General features: G+C 73.0%; 17 protein-coding genes and 1 tRNA gene. 5 read left to right on the forward strand and 13 right to left on the reverse strand.

Annotation, left to right across the window (positions count from 1 at the left end; translation table 11 throughout):
• The first annotated feature begins 70 nt into the window (after positions 1 to 70).
• Positions 71 to 1,288: an NAD(P)/FAD-dependent oxidoreductase gene (locus tag N4G70_RS24230; protein ID WP_261714808.1), complete on the forward strand. Its 1,218-nt coding sequence runs from the start codon at positions 71 to 73 to the stop codon at positions 1,286 to 1,288.
• A 3-nt stretch (positions 1,289 to 1,291) separates the two neighbouring features.
• Here N4G70_RS24230 and N4G70_RS24235 read toward each other — a convergent pair whose 3' ends face one another.
• The 5 genes from N4G70_RS24235 to N4G70_RS24255 all read right to left on the reverse strand — a co-directional run bounded on the left by N4G70_RS24235 (position 1,292) and on the right by N4G70_RS24255 (position 6,576).
• Positions 1,292 to 2,086 (reverse strand): SDR family NAD(P)-dependent oxidoreductase, encoded by a 795-nt coding sequence (locus N4G70_RS24235; RefSeq protein ID WP_261714809.1) that lies wholly within the window; start codon positions 2,084 to 2,086, stop codon positions 1,292 to 1,294.
• The gene (locus N4G70_RS24240; RefSeq protein ID WP_261714810.1) at positions 2,083 to 3,240 is read right to left on the reverse strand and encodes a serine hydrolase domain-containing protein; all 1,158 of its coding nucleotides are present in this window, start codon (positions 3,238 to 3,240) and stop codon (positions 2,083 to 2,085) included. The genes N4G70_RS24235 and N4G70_RS24240 overlap by 4 nt, the downstream gene beginning before the upstream one ends.
• 573 nt (positions 3,241 to 3,813) lie before the next feature.
• The gene (locus N4G70_RS24245) at positions 3,814 to 4,578 is read right to left on the reverse strand and encodes an energy-coupling factor ABC transporter ATP-binding protein (protein ID WP_261714863.1); all 765 of its coding nucleotides are present in this window, start codon (positions 4,576 to 4,578) and stop codon (positions 3,814 to 3,816) included.
• Positions 4,579 to 4,715: 137 nt separating this feature from the next.
• Positions 4,716 to 5,477 (reverse strand): cobalt ECF transporter T component CbiQ, encoded by a 762-nt coding sequence (gene cbiQ / locus N4G70_RS24250; RefSeq protein ID WP_261714811.1) that lies wholly within the window; start codon positions 5,475 to 5,477, stop codon positions 4,716 to 4,718.
• A gap of 1 nt (position 5,478) precedes the next feature.
• Positions 5,479 to 6,576: an energy-coupling factor ABC transporter permease gene (locus tag N4G70_RS24255; RefSeq protein ID WP_261714812.1), complete on the reverse strand. Its 1,098-nt coding sequence runs from the start codon at positions 6,574 to 6,576 to the stop codon at positions 5,479 to 5,481.
• A 214-nt stretch (positions 6,577 to 6,790) separates the two neighbouring features.
• Between N4G70_RS24255 and N4G70_RS24260 the strand changes: the two genes are divergently transcribed.
• A complete protein-coding gene (locus N4G70_RS24260) occupies positions 6,791 to 7,258 on the forward strand; it encodes an SsgA family sporulation/cell division regulator (RefSeq protein WP_315904287.1) in 468 nt (155 codons plus the stop codon).
• A 149-nt stretch (positions 7,259 to 7,407) separates the two neighbouring features.
• Here N4G70_RS24260 and N4G70_RS24265 read toward each other — a convergent pair whose 3' ends face one another.
• Both N4G70_RS24265 and N4G70_RS24270 read right to left on the reverse strand, forming a co-directional pair.
• Positions 7,408 to 9,630: an efflux RND transporter permease subunit gene (locus N4G70_RS24265; RefSeq protein WP_261714813.1), complete on the reverse strand. Its 2,223-nt coding sequence runs from the start codon at positions 9,628 to 9,630 to the stop codon at positions 7,408 to 7,410.
• Positions 9,631 to 9,744: 114 nt separating this feature from the next.
• The gene (locus N4G70_RS24270) at positions 9,745 to 10,320 is read right to left on the reverse strand and encodes a TetR/AcrR family transcriptional regulator (RefSeq protein ID WP_261714814.1); all 576 of its coding nucleotides are present in this window, start codon (positions 10,318 to 10,320) and stop codon (positions 9,745 to 9,747) included.
• A gap of 235 nt (positions 10,321 to 10,555) precedes the next feature.
• On the opposite strand from N4G70_RS24270, the gene N4G70_RS24275 reads away from it, so the two are divergent.
• The gene (locus tag N4G70_RS24275; RefSeq protein WP_261714815.1) at positions 10,556 to 14,068 is read left to right on the forward strand and encodes a S41 family peptidase; all 3,513 of its coding nucleotides are present in this window, start codon (positions 10,556 to 10,558) and stop codon (positions 14,066 to 14,068) included.
• A gap of 540 nt (positions 14,069 to 14,608) precedes the next feature.
• On the opposite strand, the gene N4G70_RS24280 is transcribed toward N4G70_RS24275, so the two are convergent.
• Genes N4G70_RS24280 through N4G70_RS24290 form a run of 3 tightly spaced genes read right to left on the reverse strand, consistent with a single transcriptional unit; the run spans position 14,609 to position 18,017 of the window.
• Positions 14,609 to 15,499, reverse strand: coding sequence for an SDR family oxidoreductase (locus tag N4G70_RS24280; RefSeq protein ID WP_261714816.1), 891 nt, complete (start codon positions 15,497 to 15,499; stop codon positions 14,609 to 14,611).
• Positions 15,496 to 16,464: an alpha/beta fold hydrolase gene (locus tag N4G70_RS24285; protein WP_261714817.1), complete on the reverse strand. Its 969-nt coding sequence runs from the start codon at positions 16,462 to 16,464 to the stop codon at positions 15,496 to 15,498. The genes N4G70_RS24280 and N4G70_RS24285 overlap by 4 nt, the downstream gene beginning before the upstream one ends.
• Positions 16,461 to 18,017, reverse strand: a complete 1,557-nt coding sequence (locus N4G70_RS24290) for an NAD(P)/FAD-dependent oxidoreductase (RefSeq protein ID WP_261714818.1) — start codon at positions 18,015 to 18,017, stop codon at positions 16,461 to 16,463. Before N4G70_RS24290 ends, N4G70_RS24285 begins: the two co-directional genes overlap by 4 nt.
• A gap of 340 nt (positions 18,018 to 18,357) precedes the next feature.
• Between N4G70_RS24290 and N4G70_RS24295 the strand changes: the two genes are divergently transcribed.
• Entirely contained in the window at positions 18,358 to 18,987 is a 630-nt protein-coding gene (locus tag N4G70_RS24295) for a MerR family transcriptional regulator (RefSeq protein WP_261714819.1), read from the forward strand.
• 119 nt (positions 18,988 to 19,106) lie between these two features.
• Here the strand turns inward: N4G70_RS24295 and N4G70_RS24300 are convergent, their stop codons facing one another.
• Complete coding sequence (locus N4G70_RS24300; protein WP_261714820.1) at positions 19,107 to 19,910, reverse strand: exodeoxyribonuclease III; 804 nt, start codon at positions 19,908 to 19,910, stop codon at positions 19,107 to 19,109.
• Between the two features lie 59 nt (positions 19,911 to 19,969).
• Here N4G70_RS24300 and N4G70_RS24305 point away from each other — a divergent pair, with 59 nt between their 5' ends.
• Entirely contained in the window at positions 19,970 to 20,455 is a 486-nt protein-coding gene (locus tag N4G70_RS24305; RefSeq protein WP_261714821.1) for a GNAT family N-acetyltransferase, read from the forward strand.
• Positions 20,456 to 20,570: 115 nt separating this feature from the next.
• Here the strand turns inward: N4G70_RS24305 and N4G70_RS24310 are convergent.
• Both N4G70_RS24310 and glpR read right to left on the reverse strand, forming a co-directional pair.
• Positions 20,571 to 20,644: transfer RNA gene (locus N4G70_RS24310), tRNA-Ala, on the reverse strand.
• Positions 20,645 to 20,719: 75 nt separating this feature from the next.
• On the reverse strand, positions 20,720 to 21,814 hold the full coding sequence (gene glpR, locus N4G70_RS24315; RefSeq protein ID WP_261714822.1) for a gephyrin-like molybdotransferase receptor GlpR: 1,095 nt from the start codon (positions 21,812 to 21,814) through the stop codon (positions 20,720 to 20,722).
• Between the last annotated feature and the right edge of the window lie 42 nt (positions 21,815 to 21,856).

Below are 21,856 nucleotides of genomic sequence, written 5' to 3' on the forward strand. Positions count from 1 at the left end.
CGGGCCGGGCCGCGCACTGCTTGACACCGGCCCGCCCGCCGCTAGGTTGCGCCTCGACGAAGGGGGCGCCATGACCGGCACACCGCACGTCCTGATCATCGGCGGCGGCATCGGCGGGCTCTGTCTGGCCCAGGGGCTGTGCAAGGCGGGCCTGGGTTTCGCGGTGTACGAACGCGCGGAGGCCGGGGCGCCGCACGACCAGCGCCTGCGCCTGGGCCCCCAGGGCGCGCGGGCCCTGTACGAGTGCCTGCCACCCGAGGCGTGGGAGGCGTTCACGGCGGCCTCCGAGCCCGGCGCGGGCCAACTGGCCTACCGCACTGAGCAGTTGAGGGACCTGCTGTGCCTTCCCGGGCCGCCCGGGGACCGTCCGGCCCAGCACGCCCATCACCTCGTGGACCGCGACACCCTGGGCGAGGTCCTGCTGACCGGCCTCGGCGAGCATCTGGTGTTCCGTGGGCGGGAGTTCACCCACTACGAGCAGGCACCCGACGGCACCGTCACGGCGCACTTCGCGAACGGCCCGACCGCCTACGGCGACCTCCTGGTCGGCGCGGACGGCGCCGAGTCCCGGGTCCGCGCCCAGCTCCTGCCGCACGCGACCCACCTCGACACCCAAGTCCTCTCCATAGCAGGCCAGTTGGAGCTGACCGGGCCGCGCGCGGACGAGCTCCCCGCCTCGCTCACGGCCGGCGCCAACACCATCCTCACCCCGCGCTCGGACGCCCTGTTCAGCGCGGCGTGGCGCTCCTCCCGCGCCCGGGGCGCCGACCGGGTGGTGTGGACGTACGTCGTCAAGGCCGCCGCCTGCCCGGACGACGCGGAGCTCCTCGACGGCAAGGCGCTGCGCGTGCTGGTCGGCGAGCGGATCACCGGCTGGCATCCGGCGCTGCGCCGCCTGGTCGCCGAGTCGGACCCGGCCACCGTCCGGGCGTCCCGGATGCGCGCCCTTGAGCCGGTCGAGCCGTGGCCGCCCGGGCGGGTCACCCTGCTCGGCGACGCCGCCCACGACATGACGGCGCTCGGCGGCACCGGCGCCGACACCGCCCTGCGCGACGCCCGCCTGCTGTCCGGCAGCCTCGCCCGCCGCCGCGACGTGGTGCGGGCGGTCGGGGCGTACGAGACGGAGATGCGGGTGTACGGCTTCGATGCGGTCGCCCGGTCGCTGCGCGACACCCGCTCGGCGACCACCGACAGCCGGCTCGCCCGGACGCTGCTGCGTGGCGCGCTGCGGGCGGCGGCGCACAGCGGGTGGCTGCGCCGGGCGATGTTCAGGACGGCCGGGGAGTGAGCCTCACGCCTCGTGGGCGCTGCGCTGGAAGCCGGTGTTGACCGCCAGCACCCCGCCGTCGACCCGCAGGGTGGTGCCGGTGATCCAGGACGCGTCGGCGGAGGCGAGGAAGGCGACGGCCGCCGCGATGTCCTCGGGCTCGCCGACCCTGCCCATCGGATACTGGTGGGCCAGCCGCTCCAACTGGGCCTCGCGGCCCTCCCAGGCGGGGGTGCGGATGGTGCCGGGGTGCACCAGGTTGACCCGCACTCCGCGCGGCGCCGCGTCCCCGGCGAGCGTACGGGTCAAGGACGCCAGGCCCGCCTTGGCGGCGCTGTAGGCGTGGTTGCCGAAGTCCTGCTCGCCGTTGACCGAGCCGATGTTGACGATCGCGCCCCGGCCCGAGGCGGCCAGGTGCGGCAGGGCGGCGCGGGCGCAGCGGAAGGCGCCGGTGAGGGTGACGTCGAGGTCGCGCGCCCACTCCTCGTCGTCCTCGTCCTCGAAGCGTTCGGCGTCCGGAGTGCAGGAGTAGGCGTTGTTGACCAGGACGTCGAGCCGGCCGAACTCCTCGACGGCGAACGCGACCGCCGCCTCCACCGAGGCGCGGTCGGACACGTCGCAGTGCCGGGCGACGGCGCCCTTCAGCGCGGCGGCCGTCGCCTTCGCCCCGCTCAAGTCGATGTCGGCGACGAGGACTTGGGCACCCTCGTCGGTGAGCCTGCGCGCGATGGCGGCCCCGATGCCGCGCGCGGCGCCGGTGATCAGCGCGGTGTGTCCCGGGAAGCGTGCCGTGTGCCGGTCCGTCTGAGGATGCGTCATACGGCCGAACGTACCGCCCTCACCAGGGCCTGGGCGCGGGGATCCGCGGTGACACCCTTCTGGAGCCCGTTGGTCACATAGCCGAACGCCAGGCCCGACTCGGGGTCGGCGAAGCCCAGCGAGCCGCCGCGCCCGGGGTGCCCGAACGACCCGGGGGCGAGCAGCGGGCAGGCGGGGCCGTGCAGCATGTAGCCGAGGCCGAAGCGGGTGTTGACCACCAGGACGCGGTCGGGTCCCGCGCTCTCCTCGGTGCGGGCCAGGGTGAGCGTCGCGGGCGCGAACAGCCTTGGCCCGCCGTCGACTTGGCCGATCGTGGCGGCGTAAAAGCGGGCCAGCGCGCGGGCGGTGGAGATGCCCGCGGAGGCGGGGAGCTCGGCGGCGCAGTAGGCGGGATCGTTCTCGTCGGGCAACGGATCGATCGCCCCGAACGCGCGCCGGGTCAGGGAGTCGGGGTCCCGGTAGGCCTCGGCGACGCTCCGCTTGGGCCGCAGCCGCAGACCGCCCTCGCCCACGGGCGCCTCGACCGGGCCGACCCGGCCCACCCGGTGCGCCTCGGTGTCCGGCACGCCCAGCCAGAAGTCCAGGCCGAGCGGCCCGGCTATCTCCTCGGCAAGCCAGCGCCCGATGGTGCGTCCGGTGACGCGCCGCACCAGCTCGCCGAGCAGCCAGCTGTACGTCTGCGCGTGGTAGCCGTGCGCGGTGCCGGGCTCCCAGAACGGATGCTGGGCGGCGACGGCCGCCGGGCCCGAGGTGGCGTCGGCGGCCTCGGCGGGGGTCAGCGGGCGGTCCAGGGCGGGCACCCCGGCCCGGTGCGCCAACAGGTGCCGCACCAGGGTGCGTTCCTTGCCGTACGCCTTGAACTCGGGCCAGTACGTCGACACGGGCGCGTCCAGGTCGAGCCGGCCGCGCTGGTGCAGGAGGAGGGGGACGGCGGCGGCCACGCCCTTCGTGGCCGAGCGGACGATCTGGGCGGTGTCCAGGGCCCAGGGGGCCGTGCCGTCCACGTCCCTGGTGCCGGCCCACAGGTCGACGACCTTGCGCCCGTCCCGGTACACGGCCACGGCGGCGCCCCGATCGCCCCGGTGCGTGAAGTTCCGCACGAAGGCGTCCTTCACGGGTTCGTAGCCCGGGGCCACGGCGCCCTGTACGTCCACGATCCACTCCCCATCCACTCCCGCGCCGCCCTGACGCCCCTCCCATGGTGCCCCAGCCCCCTGGGGCTCCGCCCCAGACCCCGGGCACCTTTGCCCACCCACCCGCCCGTAAGCGCAGGGTTGGAGGGTGCCGGCCCTCCTGGGGCTCCGCCCCAGACCCCGTTCGCGCCTGAACGGCGCTCGTCCTCAATCGCCGGACGGGCTGAGGTGGCCTGCGCCGACCCGCACCGAGTAGTTAAGGGGCGCGGGGAACTGCGCGAGAAGCGACCACGACGCGAGGTGGACATCGGGTTTCAGGGGCGCGAGGAACTGCGCAAGAAGCGACCACGGCCCGCAGGTTCAAGAGGGGTAAGGGGCGCGAGGAACTGCGCGAAAAGCGACCACGATCCGCAGGTTCAAGAGGGGTTAGGGGCGCGGGGAACTGCGCGAAAAGCGACCACGGCCCGCAGGCCGAGAACGGGTTTTGGGGGCGCGGGGAACTGCGCAAGAAGCGACCACGACCCGCAGGATCGAGAGGGGTCAGGGGCGCGGGGAACTGCGCGAAAAGCGAGTGCGGCCGCGCCGCCGGGGCGGTTACGCGTGGCCGCGCAGGGCCGCCGCCGCCACCCCCGGGTCGAACCCGAACGGCAGCTCAAGGCGATGCGTACGCATCAGCGTCTCGTCGGACAGGACCTCCACCGTGGGGCCGTCCGCCGCGATGACCCCCTCACTGAGAATCACCGCCCGCCCGCACAACTCCAGCGCGTACGGCAGATCATGGGTCACCATGAGCACCGTGACGTCCAACCCCCGCAGAATGTCCGCGAGTTCACGCCGCGACGCCGGGTCGAGGTTGGAGGAGGGCTCGTCCAGGACGAGGATCTCCGGCGACATCGCCAGGACCGTGGCGACGGCCACCCGGCGGCGCTGCCCGAAGGACAGGTGATGCGGGGGACGGTCCGCGTACTCCGCCATCCCCACCTGCGCCAGCGCCCCCATCACCCGTTCCTCCAGCTCCGCCCCCCGCATCCCGGCCGCCGCCGGGCCGAAGGCGACGTCCTCGCGGACGGTCGGCATGAACAGCTGGTCGTCGGGGTCCTGGAAGACGATGCCGACGCGGCGCCGGATCTCGGCGAGGTTCTTCTTCGCGACCGGCAGGCCGGCCACCGCCACCGAGCCCGCGCCGCCTTCGAGGATGCCGTTGAGGTGGAGTACCAGGGTGGTCTTGCCGGCGCCGTTGGGGCCGAGCACGGCCACCCGCTCGCCGCGTCCCACCGTCAGGTCGACGCCGAACAGGGCCTGGTGGCCGTCGGGGTAGGCGAAAGCGAGGCCGGACACTTCGAGGGACGGGACGTTCACGGGGGCCTCAGCGGTCGTAGGGGGTGGCGCGGCGGTCGTACGGGGGTCGGGCGCGGCGGTCGTACGGGGGTCGGGCTCGGCGGGGTGCCCGGCGGGGTGTCCGGCGGGGTGTCCGGCGGGCAGGTTCTCGGGGGGGTTCACAGGGTCCAGCCCAGCAGACACACCACCAGCGCCGCCCCGGGCAGCGCGACCGCCCGCGTCCACTGGACACGCGTCGCGGTCACCTCGTCGATCACAGGCATGGACCCGGCGTACCCCCGGCTGACCATCGCCAGATGGACGCGTTCGCCGCGTTCGTAGGAGCGGATGAAGAGCGCGCCCGCCGACTTCGCGAGGACGCCCCAGGAGCGCACCCCGCGGGCCTCGAAGCCGCGGGAGCGGCGGGCGATGGACATGCGCCGCATCTCGTCCGTGATGACGTCCCCGTACCGGATCATGAAGGAGGCGATCTGGACGAGGAGGGGCGGCAGGCGCAGGCGCTGGAGGCCCAGGAGCAGGGCGCGCAGTTCGGTGGTGGAGGCGAGGATCACGGAGGCGGCGACGCCCAGGGTGCCCTTGGCGAGCACGTTCCAGGCGCCCCACAGGCCGTTCTCGCTGAGCGCGAGGCCGAGGACGTGCACCTGCTCGCCGGGCACCACGAACGGCATAAGCACGGCGAACGCCACGAACGGGATCTCGATGAGCAGGCGTTTGAGCAGATAGCCGGCCGGGATGCGGGCCGCGCCCGCCACGGCGGCGAGCAGCACGGCGTACAGCGCGAACGCCCACATCGCCTCGCGCGGCGTGGACACCACCACGACCACGAACGCGAACACCGCCGCGAGTTTGCAGTGCGGGGGCAGCTCGTGGACGGGTGAGTGGCCGTGCCGGTAGAGGCGGTGGGAGTGGCCCGCTCCCATGTCAGACGGCTTCCGGGGTGCGGTCGGTACCGCGGCCCCGCGGGGCGGAGTCCGTACGGCGCCTGCGGACCGCCCAGAACACTCCGCTGCCCACCACCACCGTGACGCCGACGCCGATCACTCCGGCGAGGCCGCCGGCGAGGCGGGCGTCCCCGATGTCCTTGACCGAGTAGTCGGCGAGCGGGGAGTCGGAGGTGGCGTGCTCGGTGGTCTTGGCGTCGATGCCCTTGTCGTGGGCGACCTTCTCCAGGCCGTCGGGGCTGGCCGAGGCGTAGAAGGAGACGAAGCCGGCGAGCAGCAGGGCGGTGACGATGCCGATGCCCCACACCTTCCTCGTGGACCCGGCGCGGGCGGCGGCGGGGGCGGGCACCGCGGCGGGGGCGTCGATGAGTTCGCCGCCGACGCGCAGCTTGAGCGGCACGGTCAGGCCGCGGGCCCCGTACACGAGGTCGGGGCGTACGGCGAGGACGGCGCCGACGGTGAGCGCGGTGATGGCGGCCTCGCCGATGCCGATGAGGAGGTGGACGCCGACCATCGCGGTGAGCACCTTGGTAATCGGCACGTCGGTGGTGCCGCCGAGGGCGTAGATCGCGGTGAAGACGAGGGCGGCGGCCGGTACGGAGAACAGCGCGGCCACGAAGGAGGCGGCGGTCACCGAGCGGCGGGTGCGGGGAAGCACCGCGAGCAGGCCGCGGAAGAGGAGGTAGGCGACGACGGTGGTGGTGATCGCCATGTCGGTGATGTTGACGCCGAGCGCGGTGAGCCCGCCGTCGGCGAACAGGACGCCCTGCATGAGCAGGACCACCGAGACGCAGAGCATGCCCGTGTACGGCCCGACGAGGATCGCGGCGAGCGCGCCGCCCAGCAGATGGCCGCTGGTGCCGGCCGCGACGGGGAAGTTCAGCATCTGCACGGCGAAGATGAACGCGGCGACCAGCCCGGCCAGCGGCGCCGTCCGCTCGCCCCCGGCGCCCGGCGCGTGGGAGGTGCCCCCCAGTTCGCGCCGCGCTCCGCGCAGGCTGACGGCGACGGCGGCGGCGGCGACCACACCTGTGACCGCCGATACAGGTGCGTTGATGAATCCATCGGGTACGTGCATGGGTGGACTCCGATTTCCCGTGGCGCCCTCTTCCCTGCGCGGGCGTGCGCAGAACCGTTTGATGATAGTGCCCTGTTGCGAACGTCTTGCAAAAGCGGCCGAGAGACAACTGACAAGCCGACTCACCGGGGGCTTACCAGGAAATTATGGGACATTGGATAACAAATAGTGCGAACCGGTATTCACCAGCAGCACCCAGCGTGAGGAGCGATCGATGTCGCCCGCAGTCGAGGACCACTCCGAGGACCACGCCGCCGAACGCTCCGCCGAGGGTCCCGACCTCTCCCGCTCCGCAGCGGACCGCGCCGCCTCCCGCCCCGTGGAGGATCACGCCCGGGCCCGCGTCGTCACCGACGCCCCGCTCTCCAACCCCGTCCCGGTGGCCATGCGCTACGACCCCGCGGACTCGTCCGGCGCGGTCCGCTTCGCCTTTCCCGGCGGCAACGAGTGGGCCTTCCCGCGCGATCTGCTGGAGTCGGGCCTGCGTGCGCCGGCCAGCCGGGGCGATGTGAGCGTCTGGCCGTGCGGCCGGGCCCAGACGGTCCTCGAGTTCCACTCGCCGGAGGGGGTCGCGGTGGTCCAGTTCGACAGCTCGCCCCTGGTCCGCTTCCTGCGCCACACCTACGCCACGGACGCGCGGGCGGCCCCGGCCGCCGCGTCCCCGGCGGGTCCCCGCGGCTGAACCCGGCCCCCGCCCACGCGAAGGCCCCCCGTGCGCGAGGCGCACGGGGGGCCTGGTGACGCCGGCGGTCCCGTCCCCACAGGCCGCCCACGTCGGCCGGGACCCACGGCCGCTCGGTTCGTGGGGTCCCGGCGTTCGGGGGGCGGGGGTCAGACCCGCGCCAACTCGCGGTCGCCGTCGGCGTCGCCGCTGTCCTGCTTGCGCAGGCCCTCGCCCTCGACATCGACGTTGGGCAGCACCCGGTCCAGCCAGCGCGGCAGCCACCAGGCCTTCGCGCCGAGCAGCGCGAGCACCGCGGGCACGATCGCCATCCGGACGATGAACGCGTCGAAGAAGACCGCGATGGCCAGGCCGAAGCCGATCATCTTGATCATTTGCTCGCTGGAGCCGATGAAGCCGGAGAACACCGCGATCATGATGACGGCGGCTGCCGTCACCACCCGGGCGCCGTGCTTGAACCCGGTCACGATCGCCTGGCCCGGCCGCTCGCCATGGACGTACGCCTCGCGCATCCGCGTGACCAGGAACACCTCGTAGTCCATCGCCAGGCCGAAGACGACGCCCACCATGAAGATCGGCATCATCGACATGATCGGGCCGGTCTGCTGCACGCCGAAGAGCGAGCCGAGCCAGCCCCACTGGAAGACCGCGACGACCGCACCGAGGGCGGCGACCACCGAGAGCAGGAAGCCGAGGGCCGCCTTCAGCGGGACCAGGACCGAGCGGAAGACCACCATCAGGAGCAGGAAGGCGAGTCCGACGACGAGTGCCAGATAGGGCAGCAGCGCGTCGTTCATCTTCTGCGAGAAGTCGATGTTCATCGCGGTCGAACCGGTCACCAGGACCTTCGCCCCGGTGTCCGCCTTGATGGTGGAGCCCGCGTCCCGGATCGAGTGGACCAGGTCCTCGGTCTGGGTGGAGGACGGCTTGGACTTCGGGATGACCGTGATGGTCGCCGTGTCGTTGCCGGTGTTCGTGTTGTACGCGGGCGGCAGCACCGGGCCCACGTCCGGGAGCTTCTTGATCGCGGCCACCGTCGCATCGGCCGCGCCCCTGACTCCGTTCGCCGCGCCCTTGCCGTCGACGACGACCATGAAAGGCCCGTTGAAGCCCGGCCCGAAGCCCTCCGAGAGGGTGTCGTAGGCGCGGCGCTGGGTGGTGGAGGTCGGCTGCGAGCCGTCGTCCGGCAGACCCATCTGGAGGGAGCTCGCGGGCAGCGCGATCGCGCCGAGCCCGATGACGCCGACGAGCAGCACCCACACCGGCCTGCGCAGCACGAAGCTCGCCCAGCGGGTGCCCATGTTGGGCTTGCCCTCGGCGGTCCGCTCGCCCCGCTCGTGCGCCTTGCGGGCCTTGCGGCCGAGCACGCGCCGGCCGGCGAAGCCGAGCAGCGCGGGTATGAGGGTCAGGGCGATGAGGACGGCGATGACGACGGTGCCGGCGGCCGCCACTCCCATCTTGGTGAGCATCGGGATGTTGACGACGGCCAGGCCCACCAGCGCGATGACCACGGTCAGACCGGCGAACACGACGGCGGAACCCGCCGTTCCCACGGCCCGCCCCGCGGCGTCCTCGCGCTCCCTGCCCTCGGCCAGCTCGGCCCGGAAGCGGGAGACGATGAACAGGGCGTAGTCGATGCCGACCGCGAGCCCGATCATCATCGCGAGCGTGGACGTGGTGGAGCCGAGGTCGAGCACATTGGCAAGCGCCGTGATGGTGGAGACACCGATGCCGACCCCGATGATCGCGGTGAGCAGCGGCAGCCCCGCCGCCACCAGCGAGCCGAAGGTGATCACCAGGACGAGCCCCGCGATGACCACGCCGATGATCTCGCCGGAGCCGGTCTCCGGCATGGCCTGGAGCGCGTCACCGCCGATCTCCACGGTGAGCCCGGCCTTCTTGGCCTCATCGCCGCTCTTCTTGAGCGCGTCGCGGGTGTCGTCGGTGAGCTGCATCGCGTTGGCCTTGTACGACACCTGGACGTACGCGATGGAGCCCTGGCCGTTCTGGGAGACGGCCTTCGCCTCGAAGGGGTCGGTGACATTCGAGACCTGGTCCGAGCCCGCCTTCAGGCCGGCCACGGTCTTCTCGACCGCGGCCTTGTTGGCGGGGTCGGCCATCTTCTGGCCCTCGGGCGCCTTGAAGACGACGCGGGCGGTCGCCCCGTCGGCGGTGTCGTTCGGGAACCGGTCCTTGAGCAGGTCGAAGGCGCGCTGCGCCTCGGTGCCGGGAATGGAGAACGAGGAGGAGGTGGCGGTGGTGGCGGACGCGGCACCGAAGCCGGCGAGGGCGAGCAGTGCCACCCACACCAGGGCGACATAGCGGCGGCGCCGGAAGGCGAACCTGCCTAGGCGATAGAGGAACGTGGCCACGAGGGCGTACTCCCGGTCAAGTCGTATGGAATCAGCAGGGCATGGGGAATCAGCCCGACGACGAGAGCGGCGTGCGTCAGGTGGGGCGGTACTGCGAAAGCCGGGCGGGGAGGCCTAGCCGGGGGCGCCGAGGGCGGGGAGGACCACGGCGTCGAAGTAGTCGGCGAGGAAGGCCTGGTCGACCGGGCGGTCCTCGATGAACTGCCGGGCGGCGAAGGCGCCGACCAGCATGTGGACGACATAGGGGAGCGCACGGTTGTCCGCACCGACCTCACCGCGTTCCACCGCGCGCCGCAGCACCGCGGCGAGCCCGGTGATCTCCGGCTCGATCAGCACCTCGCACAGCGCCTTGTGGAGCTCGGGGTTGTCGTGGACGGCCCGCATCAGACCCCGCATCAGCGCGGAGTCCTTCTCCATCTGGCAGTCGTCCTCGCGGGCGACCATCGCCTGGAAGTCGCCGCGCAGCGAGCCGGTGTCGATCTCCGCGAGGGTGACCGGCTTGTTGTGCCGCAGGGCGCGCGCGACCAGCTCGGGCTTGCTCCCCCACTGGCGGTAGAGGGTGGCCTTGCTGGAGCGGGTGCGGGCGGCGACGGCGTCCATGGTCAGGGCGTCGTAACCGACCTCGCGCAGCAGGTCGAGCACGGCTTCGTAGAGCTCCGCCTCGCGTTCCGGGGTGAGCCTGCCCGCCATGTCGACCTCCTCTCCTGATGCGTCCGGCGCATCCGGACCACCTCCGCGTACGGACCGGTGCGTACCGGGTGCGCGGACCGCCTTTTCGTACCGTACGAACGTAACCTCGGGCCCGAGCGAAACGAAACCGTTTCGCTTGTGTTCTCGACCACAAGTGTCGGAACGGGATAAGCCGGAACGGAATAAAGCGTTCCCACGAGTTGCCGCACCCCCTCCCCGCGGAAAGCATTGGGGGGTGAGTGACGACGCCGCGTACCTCCGGTTCCCGCATCTGCACGACGACTTGCTGTGCTTCGCCGCCGAGGACGACCTCTGGGTCGCCCCGCTGGTCCCGGCCGGGCACAGCCCCTCGCGTGCCTGGCGGGTCACCGTCGACCGCACCAAGGTCGGCCACCCCCGCTTCTCGCCCGACGGACGCCACATCGCGTACACGACCTGGCGCAGCCTGGACCCGGAGATCCATCTGGCCCCGGTGAGCGGCGGCCCGGCCCGCCGGCTGACCTACTGGGGCTCCTCCGACACCCGCGTGTGCGGCTGGTCGCCCGACGGCCACATCCTCGCGGTGTCCTCTCACGGACAGCCGTTCTCGTACTTCTCCTGGGCCTACAGCGTCCCCACCGACGGCTCCCCCGGCCGCAAGCTCCCCTGGGGCCCGGTCTCCGACATCGCCGTCGCGGACCTGGAGGGCGAGCGGCGCACCCTTCTCCTCACCGGGAAGCCGCCGCACGAGCCGGCCGCCTGGAAGCGCTACCGCGGCGGCGCCACCGGACGCCTGTGGCTGCACGGGGAACGGCTGCTGCCCGACATCGGCGGCCACCTGGACGCGCCCATGTTCGTGGACGGCCGCATCGCCTTCCTCTCCGACCACGAGGGCGTCGGCAACCTGTACTCCTGCCTGCCCGACGGCTCCGACCTCACCCGGCACACCGACCACGACGCGTTCTACGCCCGGCACGCCTCCAGCGACGGCCGCCGGGTGGTCTACCAGTGCGCGGGCGACCTGTGGATCGTGGACGCGCTCACCCCCGACTCGGTGCCGCGCAAGCTGGACGTACGGCTCGGCGGGCCGCGCGCGGGGCGGCGCAGCTACCAGGTGCCGGCCGCCAACCACATCGACTCCCTGTCCGTCGACACCACCGGCCGGGCCAGCGCCGTCGTGGTACGCGGCAGCCTGTACTGGCTCACCCACCGCGACGGCCCCGCCCGCACCATCGCCGACACCCCGGGGGTACGGGTGCGGATGCCCGAGATGCTGGGCAGCGGCGGGCAGGTCGCCTACATCACCGACGCGGAGGGCGAGGACGCGGTCGAGATCGCCTTCCTGCCGCGCGCCAGCGGCGAGCGGGCACCCAGGCGGCTCGCGGCCGGCGAGCTCGGCCGGGTGCAGGAGATGGTGTCCGACCCGGACGGCGAACGCCTGGCGATCGCGGCGCACGACGGCCGGCTGCTGCTCATCGACGTGAGCGAGGAGCCGGAGGAGGCCCCTGCGACGGGCTCGACGGGGGCGACGCGCTGGACGGGCGCGGAGGGCGCGGAGGTGGGCTCGCATCCCGGCTCGGATTCGGGCTCGGGCTCGGGCTCGGGCTCGGGCTCGACAGCCCCGACGGACTCGGCAGACCCGGCGGGCGCGCCGGACTCGCCGGTCCCGCCGGTCCCGCCGGACTCTCCGGACTCGCCGGACTCGCCGGACTCGCCGAGCACGCCGGACTCTCCGAGCACGCCGCAGGGTCGGGTCACCGAGCTGATCCGGTCCGTCAACGGGCCCGTCCGCGACCTCGCCTTCTCCCCCGACGGGGCCTGGCTGACCTGGTCGCACCCCGGCATCGGCCGCTCGCTGCGTCAGATCAAGATGGCCCGTATCGCGGGGCCCGGCGCGCGCACCGTCGTGGATGTCACCAACGGCCGCTTCGAGGACGAGAACCCGGTGTTCACCAGCGACGGGCGCTATCTGGCGTTCCTGTCCTGGCGCGGCTTCGACCCGGTGTACGACGTGCACACCGGCGACCTGTCGTTCCCGCTGGGCTGCCGCCCCTATCTCGTCCCCCTCAACTCGGCGACGCCGTCCCCGTTCGCCCTCTCGCCGGACGGCCGGCCCGCCGCGGGCGGCCTCGACCCGCTGGACGACTCGGGCGACGGCACGGTGACGGTGGAGGTGGAAGGCCTGGAGAACCGGGTCACCCCGTTTCCCGTCTCCGCCTCCAAGTACTCGGCCCTGCACCCGGTCTCGGGCGGCGGCCTGGTCTGGCTGCGCTGGCCCATCTCGGGCGCGCTCGGCGAGACCTTCGCCAACCCGGCCGACACCTCGGGCCGCCCCACCCTGGAACACTTCAACATCTCCAAGGCCCGCAGGACCGAACTGGTCGACCACCTCGACTACTTCGCGGTCAGCGGCGACGCCAGCCGCCTGGTCGTCGTCGACGAGGGCGAACTGCGCGCGGTGCCCGCCACCGAACCCGGCGACAACGACTCCACCGTCTATCTGGACCTGCGCCGCATCCTGCACGAGGCCGACCCGGCCCTGGAGTGGCGCCAGGCCTTCGACGAGGCCGGGCGCATCATCCGCTCCTACTTCTGGGAGCCGAAGATGTGCGGCATCGACTGGACGGGGGTTCTGGACCAGTACCGCCCGCTGGTCGAACGGATCGCCACGCCGGACGAGTTCGGCGATCTGCTGCGCGAGGTACTGGGCGAACTGGGCACCTCGCACGCCTACGTCACCGCCGCCCGCCGCAACGAGGGGCCCCCGCACTACCAGCGCGCCCAGGGCCTGCTCGGCGCCAACCTGACGTGCCACAACGGCAGTTGGATCATTCAGCGGATCCTGCCCGGCGACTCGTCGGACTCCAAGGCGCGTTCACCGCTCGCGGGCGCGGGTCTGCGCGAGGGCGCGGCCCTGACCCATGTCGACGGCCGCCCCGTCGACCCGGTGGCAGGCCCGTACCCCCTCCTCGCGGGCGCGGGCGGCACGACGGTCGAGCTGACGTTCAGCCCCGCCGGGGGCGGGGGCCGCTCCCGGCGGGTCGCGGTGGTCCCGCTGGTCGACGAACGCCCCCTGCGCTACCAGGACTGGGTGGCCAAACGCCGGGGCGTGGTAAGGGAGTTGAGCGGCGGCAAATGCGGCTATCTGCACATCCCCGACATGGGCGGCTCGGGCTGGGCCCAGTTCAACCGCGACCTGCGCATGGAGGTGAGCCGCCCCGCCCTGATCGTGGACGTACGGGGCAACGCGGGCGGCCACATCAGCGAGCTGGTGGTGGAGAAGCTGACCCGGCGCATCCTGGGCTGGGACCTGACACGCAACGCCCAGGCGGTCTCGTACGCCTCCAACGCCCCCCGGGGCCCGGTGGTGGCCCTGGCCGACGAGGCGACGTCGTCCGACGGCGACATGATCACGGCGGCGTTCCGGCTGCTGAAACTGGGCCCGGTGGTGGGGCAGCGCACGTGGGGCGGAGTGGTCGGCATGACGGGCCGTCACACTCTGGGCGACGGAACGGTCATCACCGTGCCGATGAACGCGGCGTGGTTCGACGAGTACGGGTGGTCCGTGGAGAACCACGGGGTGGAGCCGGATCTGGAGATCCTGCGTACGCCGCTGGACTGGGCGGAGGGGCGCCATGCCCAGCTCGACGACGCGGTTCAGCTGGCCCTGGACCTCCTGACCCTGCACCCCGCGTCCACCCCACCGGGCTACACCACCACCCCCAACCGCCAACGCCCCCAACTCCCGCCGCGGCCTGAGCGGTTGTAACCCCGCCCCCTCCCGGCCCGGGGCCCATTCGCGCGGTTCCCCGCGCCCCCGGAGGAACTCGTTTCCGTCTGCGGCCCGCAGGTGGCTGGTCGCGCAGTTCCCCGCGCCCCTGAAACCCTCTTGAACCTGCGGTTCGTGGGCGCTTCTCGCGCAGTTCCCCGCGCCCCTAAACCCGCTCGAACCTGCGGGCCGTGCTCGCTCTGCGCGCAGTTCCCCGCGCCCCTGAAACCCTCTTGAACCTGCGGGCCGTGGGCGCTTCTCGCGCAGCTTTCCGCGCCCCTCAACTACTCGGTGCTGGGGCACCTTCAGCCCGTCCGGCGATTGAGGACGAGCGCCGTTCAGGCGCGAGCGGGGGTGCAGGGGGCGGAGCCCCCGCCCGGGGTCTGGGGCGGAGCCCCAGGGGCCGGGCCATCCAACCCCCGTCACGGGCGGGTGGGTGGGCAAACCCCCGGGGTCTGGGGCGGAGCCCCAGGGGGCCCGGAGCCATCCAACCCGCTGCACGGGCGGGTGGGTGGGCAGACCCCCCAGGGGCCCCCGGGGTTACGGGTGGGGGGAGGAGGGGGCTCGGGAGGCTTCGTCGGCCGCCCCGCCCGCCCCGACCAACCCCCGCCCCACAGAGGAAAGCCGCGGCTCGAACCGCCGCATCTCCCGCTGCCCCACCCCCGCGATCACCCCCGGCAGATAACCCCGCACGGACTGCATCCCCCGCAACCACCACTGCGCGTACACATGCGAGGACCGCCGCTCGATCCCGGCGACGATCCGGTCGACCGCGGGCCCGAGCGGATACGTCCGGTTCGACGGCCACGGCAGCCGCGACCGCAGCTCGCGCATGACCTCGTCCTGGTCCGCCCCCCGCACCATGTCCGTGTCGGTCCACGACAGATACCCGACCCCGACCCGCACCCCCTTGTAGCCGACCTCCGCCCGCAGGCTGTGCGCGAACGCCTCGACCCCGGACTTGGAGGCGCAGTACGCCGTCATCATCGGCGCCGGGGTGATCGCCGCGAGCGAGGCGATCTGGAGGAAGTAGCCGCGCGACTCCATCAGCACGGGCAGGAAGGCCCGCGCGGTGACGGCCCCGCCGATGAGGTTGACCTCGATGACCCGGCGCCAGGCGGCGGGGTCGGAGTCGACGAACGGCCCGCCGGAGGCGACCCCCGCGTTGGCGACGACGAGGTCGACCTTCCCGAACCGCTCCTTGACCTCGACGGCGACCCGTGCCATCGCCTCGTGGTCGGTGACGTCGGCGTGCCAGGACTCGGCCTCGGTGTGCAGCCGCGCGGCGACCCGCTTCAGTTCGTCGGGTTCGAGCCCGACGAGCGCGACCTTGGCGCCGCGCGCCGACAGCTTGCGGGCGAGGAGTTCGCCCACACCCCGGGCCGCTCCCGTGACGACCGCGACCTGTCCTTCCAGACCGACCCTGCTCATACGGCACGCTCCTCGGTGTCGACTGCGTCCATGGCGGCCGGGGCGGCGAGATGCTCGGCCACCAGCGCGCGGATCTTCTCGGTGATGAATTCGGGCGCCTCGATGGGCGTCATGTGCCCGATGCCGGTCAGGATGTCGAGCGAACGGCAGTCGGGCAGCTCGGCCGCGATCCGCCGTGCGTGCACGGGCGGCGTGAGCCGGTCCGCGCTGCCCGCCACCACCACGGTGGGCACCCTCAACTCCCGTACCAGAAGGCCGAGTTCGAGCTCGGCCAGTACATGGGACCAGGCCTGGCGCACCCCGCGCGGGCAGGCGTGCACGATCCGGGCGCACGTCTCGACCTTGTCCGGCGCCGCCCCGGGGCCCATCGTGGCGTACCGCAGGACCTTCTTGGCGAGTGGAGTGACCGGCCCCAGCGGCGCGCCCGATCCGAGGACGCGCCGGGTGAGCCCGGTCCGTACCCGGCCGGCCCGCAGCGGCAGCACCAGCGACTGGGCCACGAGTTCCCCGGCGCCGGTGCTGCACAGCAGGACGGCGGCCGCGTGCTCGCGCAGACCGGGGCGCCCGGCGGCGGCCATCAGCGTCATGCCGCCCATGGAGTGCCCGACGAGCACGGCCCGTTCGCCCGGCGCGAGGGTCGCCGCGAGCACCGCTTCGAGGTCGTCGGCGAGCACCTCGGTGGAGCAGACCTCGGCGGCGGGCGTACGCCCGTGTCCGCGCTGGTCGTAGGCGATGACCCGGCACGGTCCGGCGAGCGCCCGGATCTGGGCGGCCCAGAACGCGGTGGAGCAGGTCCAGCCGTGCGCGAGGACGACGGCGGGCGCGCCCTCGGGCCCGTGCACCTCGACGTGCAGGACGGTGCCGTCGGCGGAGCGGGCGCTCACCTCGCGCGTGGCGACGGGCTGCGGCGCGTACGACCCGCGCGGGCCGCCTCCGGCTCCGGCTCGGGTTCGGGAGGGGCTCACGCGGACACCGCCTCGTGCTCGCCCGCGGCGTCCCGCACGGCCACGGACCCGGACCCGGACCCGGCTCCGGACTCGGCCGCCCGGGCGCGGACGACCTCGTACTCGCCGAGGTCCACCTCCCGTGTCGCGCGGCGGAACTCACCGGTGGTGCCCGGCCAGACGGTGGTGTTGCGGCCGTTGGCGTCGAGGTACCAGCTGGTGCAGCCGCCGGTGTTCCACACGGTCCGCTTCATGCGCTCCTGCACCCGCCGGTTCCAGGCGCCGACGGCTGAGGGCCGGGGGGTGAGCGCGACCCGGCCGCCCAGGACGTTCAACTGGCGCAGGTAGTCGGCCAGATAGGTGAGCTGGGACTCGATCATCAAGATCATGGAGGAGTTCCCGAGGCCGGTGTTGGGCCCGATGATGGTCATCCAGTTGGGGAATCCGGCCGCGGTCGCGCCGCGCAGCGACTGCATCCCGTCCTTCCACGACTCGGCGAGGGTGTGCCCCTCGGCGCCGACGACACGGTCGGCGATCGGCATGTCGGTGACATGGAACCCGGTGCCGAAGATGATCGCGTCGACCTCGCTCTCCGTGCCGTCGGCCGCCACCACGGTGGAGCCGCGCACCTCGGTGAGCCCGGAGGCGACGACGTCGACGTTGTCCTTCGCGAGCGCCGGATAGTACGAGCTGGACAGCAGGATGCGCTTGCAGCCGATCCGGTAGTCGGGGGTCAGCTTGGCGCGCAGGGCCGGGTCCTTGATCGCGCGGGCCATGTTCGCCTTGGCGACGGACTCGACGAGGCCGAGCTCATTGGGCCGCTTGGTGAACGCGCTGACCTGCAACTCCCTTATGCCCCACAGGAGTCCGCGCCGCGCCGCCCCGGTGAAGGGCACCTGGCGGTGCAGCCAGCGCTCGGCCCCGGAGATCGCGCGGTCCATGCGCGGCATGACCCAGGGCGGCGTCCGCTGGAACAGGGTCAGGCGCCCGACCTCGGGCTGGATGGCGGGCACGATCTGGATCGCCGAGGCACCGGTGCCCACCACGGCGACGCGCTTGCCGCGCAGGTCGTAGTCGTGGTCCCAGCGGGCGGAGTGGAACACCTTGCCGGGGAAGCCGTCGAGCCCGGGTATCTCCGGCATCTTGGGGTCGGAGAGCGGGCCCGTGGCGGAGACGACGACGTCCGCGGTCAGGGTCGTGCCGTTGGCGACGTCGATCTCCCACCACAGCCGCTCGGCGTCCCAGCGCATCATCGTCACCTCGTGGTCGAGGCGGATGTGCGGGCGCAGCCGGAAGGTGTCGGCGACGTGGTCGAGGTAGGCGCGGATGTGCTCCTGGCCGGAGAAGGTACGGGGCCAGTCGGGGTTGGGCGCGAAGGAGAAGGAGTACAGGTGCGAGGGGACGTCGCAGGCGCACCCCGGGTAGCTGTTGTCGCGCCAGGTGCCGCCGACGGAGCCGGCCCGTTCCAGGACGACGAAGTCGGTGATCCCCTCGCGGCGCAGCCGGACCGCCGCCCCGAGCCCGCCGAACCCCGACCCGATCACCGCCACACGTACATGCTCGTGCTGGGCCATGCCACCGCCTCCACGGTCGGTCCCACAATGTTGCCAGCAATCACTGGCACTGTTGGGAGGGTAGAGCAGTCACATACCGAGCGGTAGGGGGTGCGGCGGGGAAAGTTACCGCCGGTACAACCCGCCGGGCACCGCATAGGCTGAGGCGGTGGCAGAAGACCAGGCAAGTCAGGGTGCGCGCGGGGATCGCACGGCTAAGGGACGCACGGGGAAGGGACGCACGGGGAAGGCACATACCGGCACCCGTACCGGCGCCGGCGAGAGCCGCCCGTCGCCCGGACCGCCCGGCACGTCCGGCGAACCCCTCCCCCCGGCCCAGGCCCCCGGACCGGAGTACCGCGTGGCGGAGCTGGCCCGGAAGGCCGGCATCACCGAACGCACCCTGCGCTTCTACCGCGAGCGCCAACTGATCCCGCCGCCGCGCCGTGAGGGCCGCATCGCCTGGTACGACGACCACCACCTGGCCCGGTTGCGGACGATCTCGGCGCTCCTTGAGCGCGGCCACACCCTGTCCGGCATCGCCGACCTGACCTCGGCCTTCGAGTCGGGCCGCGACGCGGGCGAGGCGCTCGGCCTGGTCGAGCCCACCGAGGAGACCCCGGTCCGCCTGACCCCGGAGGCGCTGGCGGACCACTTCGCGGGCGAGGTCACCCCGGAGAACCTGGCGGCCGCCCTGGAGCTGGGCTACGTCACGGTGTCGGGCGAGGAGATCGTCCACATCAGCCGCCGCCTCCTGGAGGTCTCGGCGTCCCTGGTCCGCAAGGGCGTCCCGCTGGCCGCGGTGCTGGCCGCCGGCCGCGAAGTACGCGACCACGCCGAGGCGTTGGCCGACCTCTTCACCGATCTGCTGCGCACCCACACCTCCGCCGAGAACCCGGACGCCCTGCGCCCGCTGGCCAAGGCGGTGGTGGACGCGGAACTGTCCCTGGCCCTGGACCGACGGCTGACCCAGGAGCCCCGTGGCGAGTGAACCGCGACATCACAGCACGGGCGCCCTGACGGACCCGGCGAGCCCGTTCCGCCGGCCTCAGAACCCCCGGCCTCAGGACCACCCCTGCCCTCAGAACCCCCGGCCTCAGAACCCCCGGCCTACAGGTCGTACACCACCGTCACGGGCGCGTGGTCGCTCCACCGCTCGCCGTGCGTCGCGGCCCGCTCAACGAAGCCCTTGACGGCGCGCTCGGCGAGGCGCGGCGTGGTGACCTGGTAGTCGATGCGCCAGCCCGTGTCGTTGTCGAAGGCGCGGCCGCGGTAGGACCACCACGAGTACGGGCCCTCGACGTCCGGGTGCAGGGCGCGCATGACGTCGACGTACCCGCCGTGGGCGGCGTCGAAGACCCGGGTCATCCACTCCCGCTCCTCGGGCAGGAAGCCGGAGTTCTTCTTGTTGCCCTTCCAGTTCTTGAGGTCGGCCTCCTGGTGGGCGATGTTCCAGTCGCCGCACACCACGACCTCGCGCCCGTCGGCGGCGGCCCGCTCCCTGAGCCCCTTGAGGTACTCCAGGAACTCCGCCATGAAGCGGATCTTCTCGTCCTGCCGCTCGGTGCCGACCTCGCCGGAGGGCAGATACAGGGAGGCCACGGTCACACCGGGCAGGTCCGCCTCGATGTACCGTCCCGAGCCGTCGAACTCCTCGCTCCCGAACCCGATCCTCACCCGGTCCGGCTCGCGCCGGGTGAGCAGGGACACACCGGCCCGGCCCTTGGCGGCGGCCGGCGCGTGCGCGGCGAACCAGCCCTCGGGCGCCCCGGCCCCGGCGGGGAGCTGGTGCGGCTCGGCCCGCACTTCTTGCAGGCAGACCACGTCGGCCCCGGTGCCCGCGAGCCACTCCACGAAGCCCTTCTTGGCGGCCGCCCGCAGCCCGTTTACATTCACAGAGGTAACAGTGAGCATCCCGGCACCCTACCGACCCGGACGCCCCGCCCCGCACGCATAGAAGTACGCTATTCCGCATGATTATCCGTCGCCTCGGTTACGATCACCCCGACGCCGTCAAACTCAACGACCAGGTCCAGCTCGAATACGCCGAGCGGTACGGGGACGAGGGCGATGCCACACCCCTGGACGCCTCGATGTTCATACCCCCGCGCGGCCTGTACCTGCTCGCGTACGACGCCGAGGAGCGCCCGGTGGCCACCGGCGGCTGGCGCGGCCAGGACGCCAACGAGGAGAACTACCGCGACGGCGACGCCGAGTTGAAGCGCATGTACGTGGTCCCCGAGGCCCGGGGGCTGGGTCTGGCCCGGCGCATCCTGTCGATGCTGGAGGCCGACGCCCGCGCGGCCGGCCGCACCCGCATGGTCCTGGAGACCGGCGACAAGCAGCCCGAGGCCATCACCCTGTACACCTCGGCCGGCTACGAGCCCTGCGAAAAGTTCGGCCACTACCGCACCTACGACTCCAGCCGCTGCTTCGCCAAGCCGCTCCAGGATTCCTGAACCCCGCGAGGGCCGGCGTCCGGCCGCCCCCGAACCCCTTCCGGGTTCCGGGCCGGCCCCGCACGCACGGAAAGAGCCCCAGTCGGATTTCTCCGACTGGGGCTCTGACCTGTTGTGGACCTGAGGGGATTCGAACCCCTGACCCCCTCGATGCGAACGAGGTGCGCTACCGGACTGCGCCACAGGCCCTTGCAACGAGTGAAACCTTAGCACCCGGAAGGGAGTGGTTGGAAATCCGTTCCGCCCTGGTCAGCGTGAGAGGGGTCATTCGTTGGCGGCCCGGGGGCGGTCGTCGTCCGCGTACTGGTCGAAGAGCGGGGTGCGGTGGCGACTTGGGCCCGAGCGCTGCCTGGGGGGCGGGTCGGCGGTGGGCGGGGGCGGGGTGGGGTCGGCCGTCGAGGAGCGGGCCGAGGACCAGGTGTCCGGGGCGCCCAGGTCGATGCTGCCGGTGGCGCGCGGGGCGACCGGCGCGGTGACGTAGGTGGGCAGCGGGACCGGTACCGGCTCCCAACTGGCGCCGCGCGCGGGGCCCCGCTCGCGCTGCTGGTCGACCCACTCCTGGTGGTCGGTCTGCTCGACCAGCGCGCGCCGCCCGGCCTCCTGGGGGGAGAGCGCGGGGGCGGGCGCGGGCGCGGGCACGGGCGCGGGGTGGTGGGAGTCCGTCTCGTCGTCGCTCTCGACGCCCGGCGCGGTCGCCCGCGGGCGGGGCCGGCTCTCGCGCAGCCGCTGGGCGGCGAACTCCGCTCGGCGGCGGTCCATGGTGAAGGCGAAGCGCCGCCGCTCCTGGATCCGCAGATGCACGATGTACGCGCTCAGCAGCGCGGCCGGAACGGCCGGCGCCCACAGGAAGCCGAGCCCGCCGACCGCCGCCACGACCGCGCCAAGGGTGAAGGCGAGGAAGAGGACGACCGTGGTGCGCCGGCGCCTGGCGAGCACCGCGCTGCGCTGCGCGCGCCGGGCGCGCTCCGCCGATGCGGTGGTGGCCGGACGCGGCCGTTCGGGGTGGTCGGGGTGGTCGGGACGCGACTGCGGGCGCGCGGGGCGCGGGGAACGCGCCGGGGGCACCACGGCGTCCGGAGCGCCGACGGACTCCCCCGCGGTGACGAGGGGTTCGGTCGGGGCGTCCGGAGGGGTCCCGGGTTCCGCCTGGGGCGCTGCCTCCTCGATGGCCCGCTGGCGCAGCTCCTTGGCGTACCGGCGCTCCATGGCCGACCGTCCGGACAGCAGCCGGATGGCGGTGCTGAAGCGTTCCGTCGGACGGGCCTCATTGAGCTCGTCCTGCCTGCGGAGCCACATCGGCACCAAGTAGGCGGCCCAGGCCCCGACGATGACTGCGTAGATGAGGCCGCTGCTGCTCACACACCACACCGTAGAGGCCGGGGCGCGCGGGGATACGCCAAT

The sequence above is a fragment of the Streptomyces sp. ASQP_92 genome, assembly GCF_025399895.1.
GTDB lineage: Bacteria > Actinomycetota > Actinomycetes > Streptomycetales > Streptomycetaceae > Streptomyces.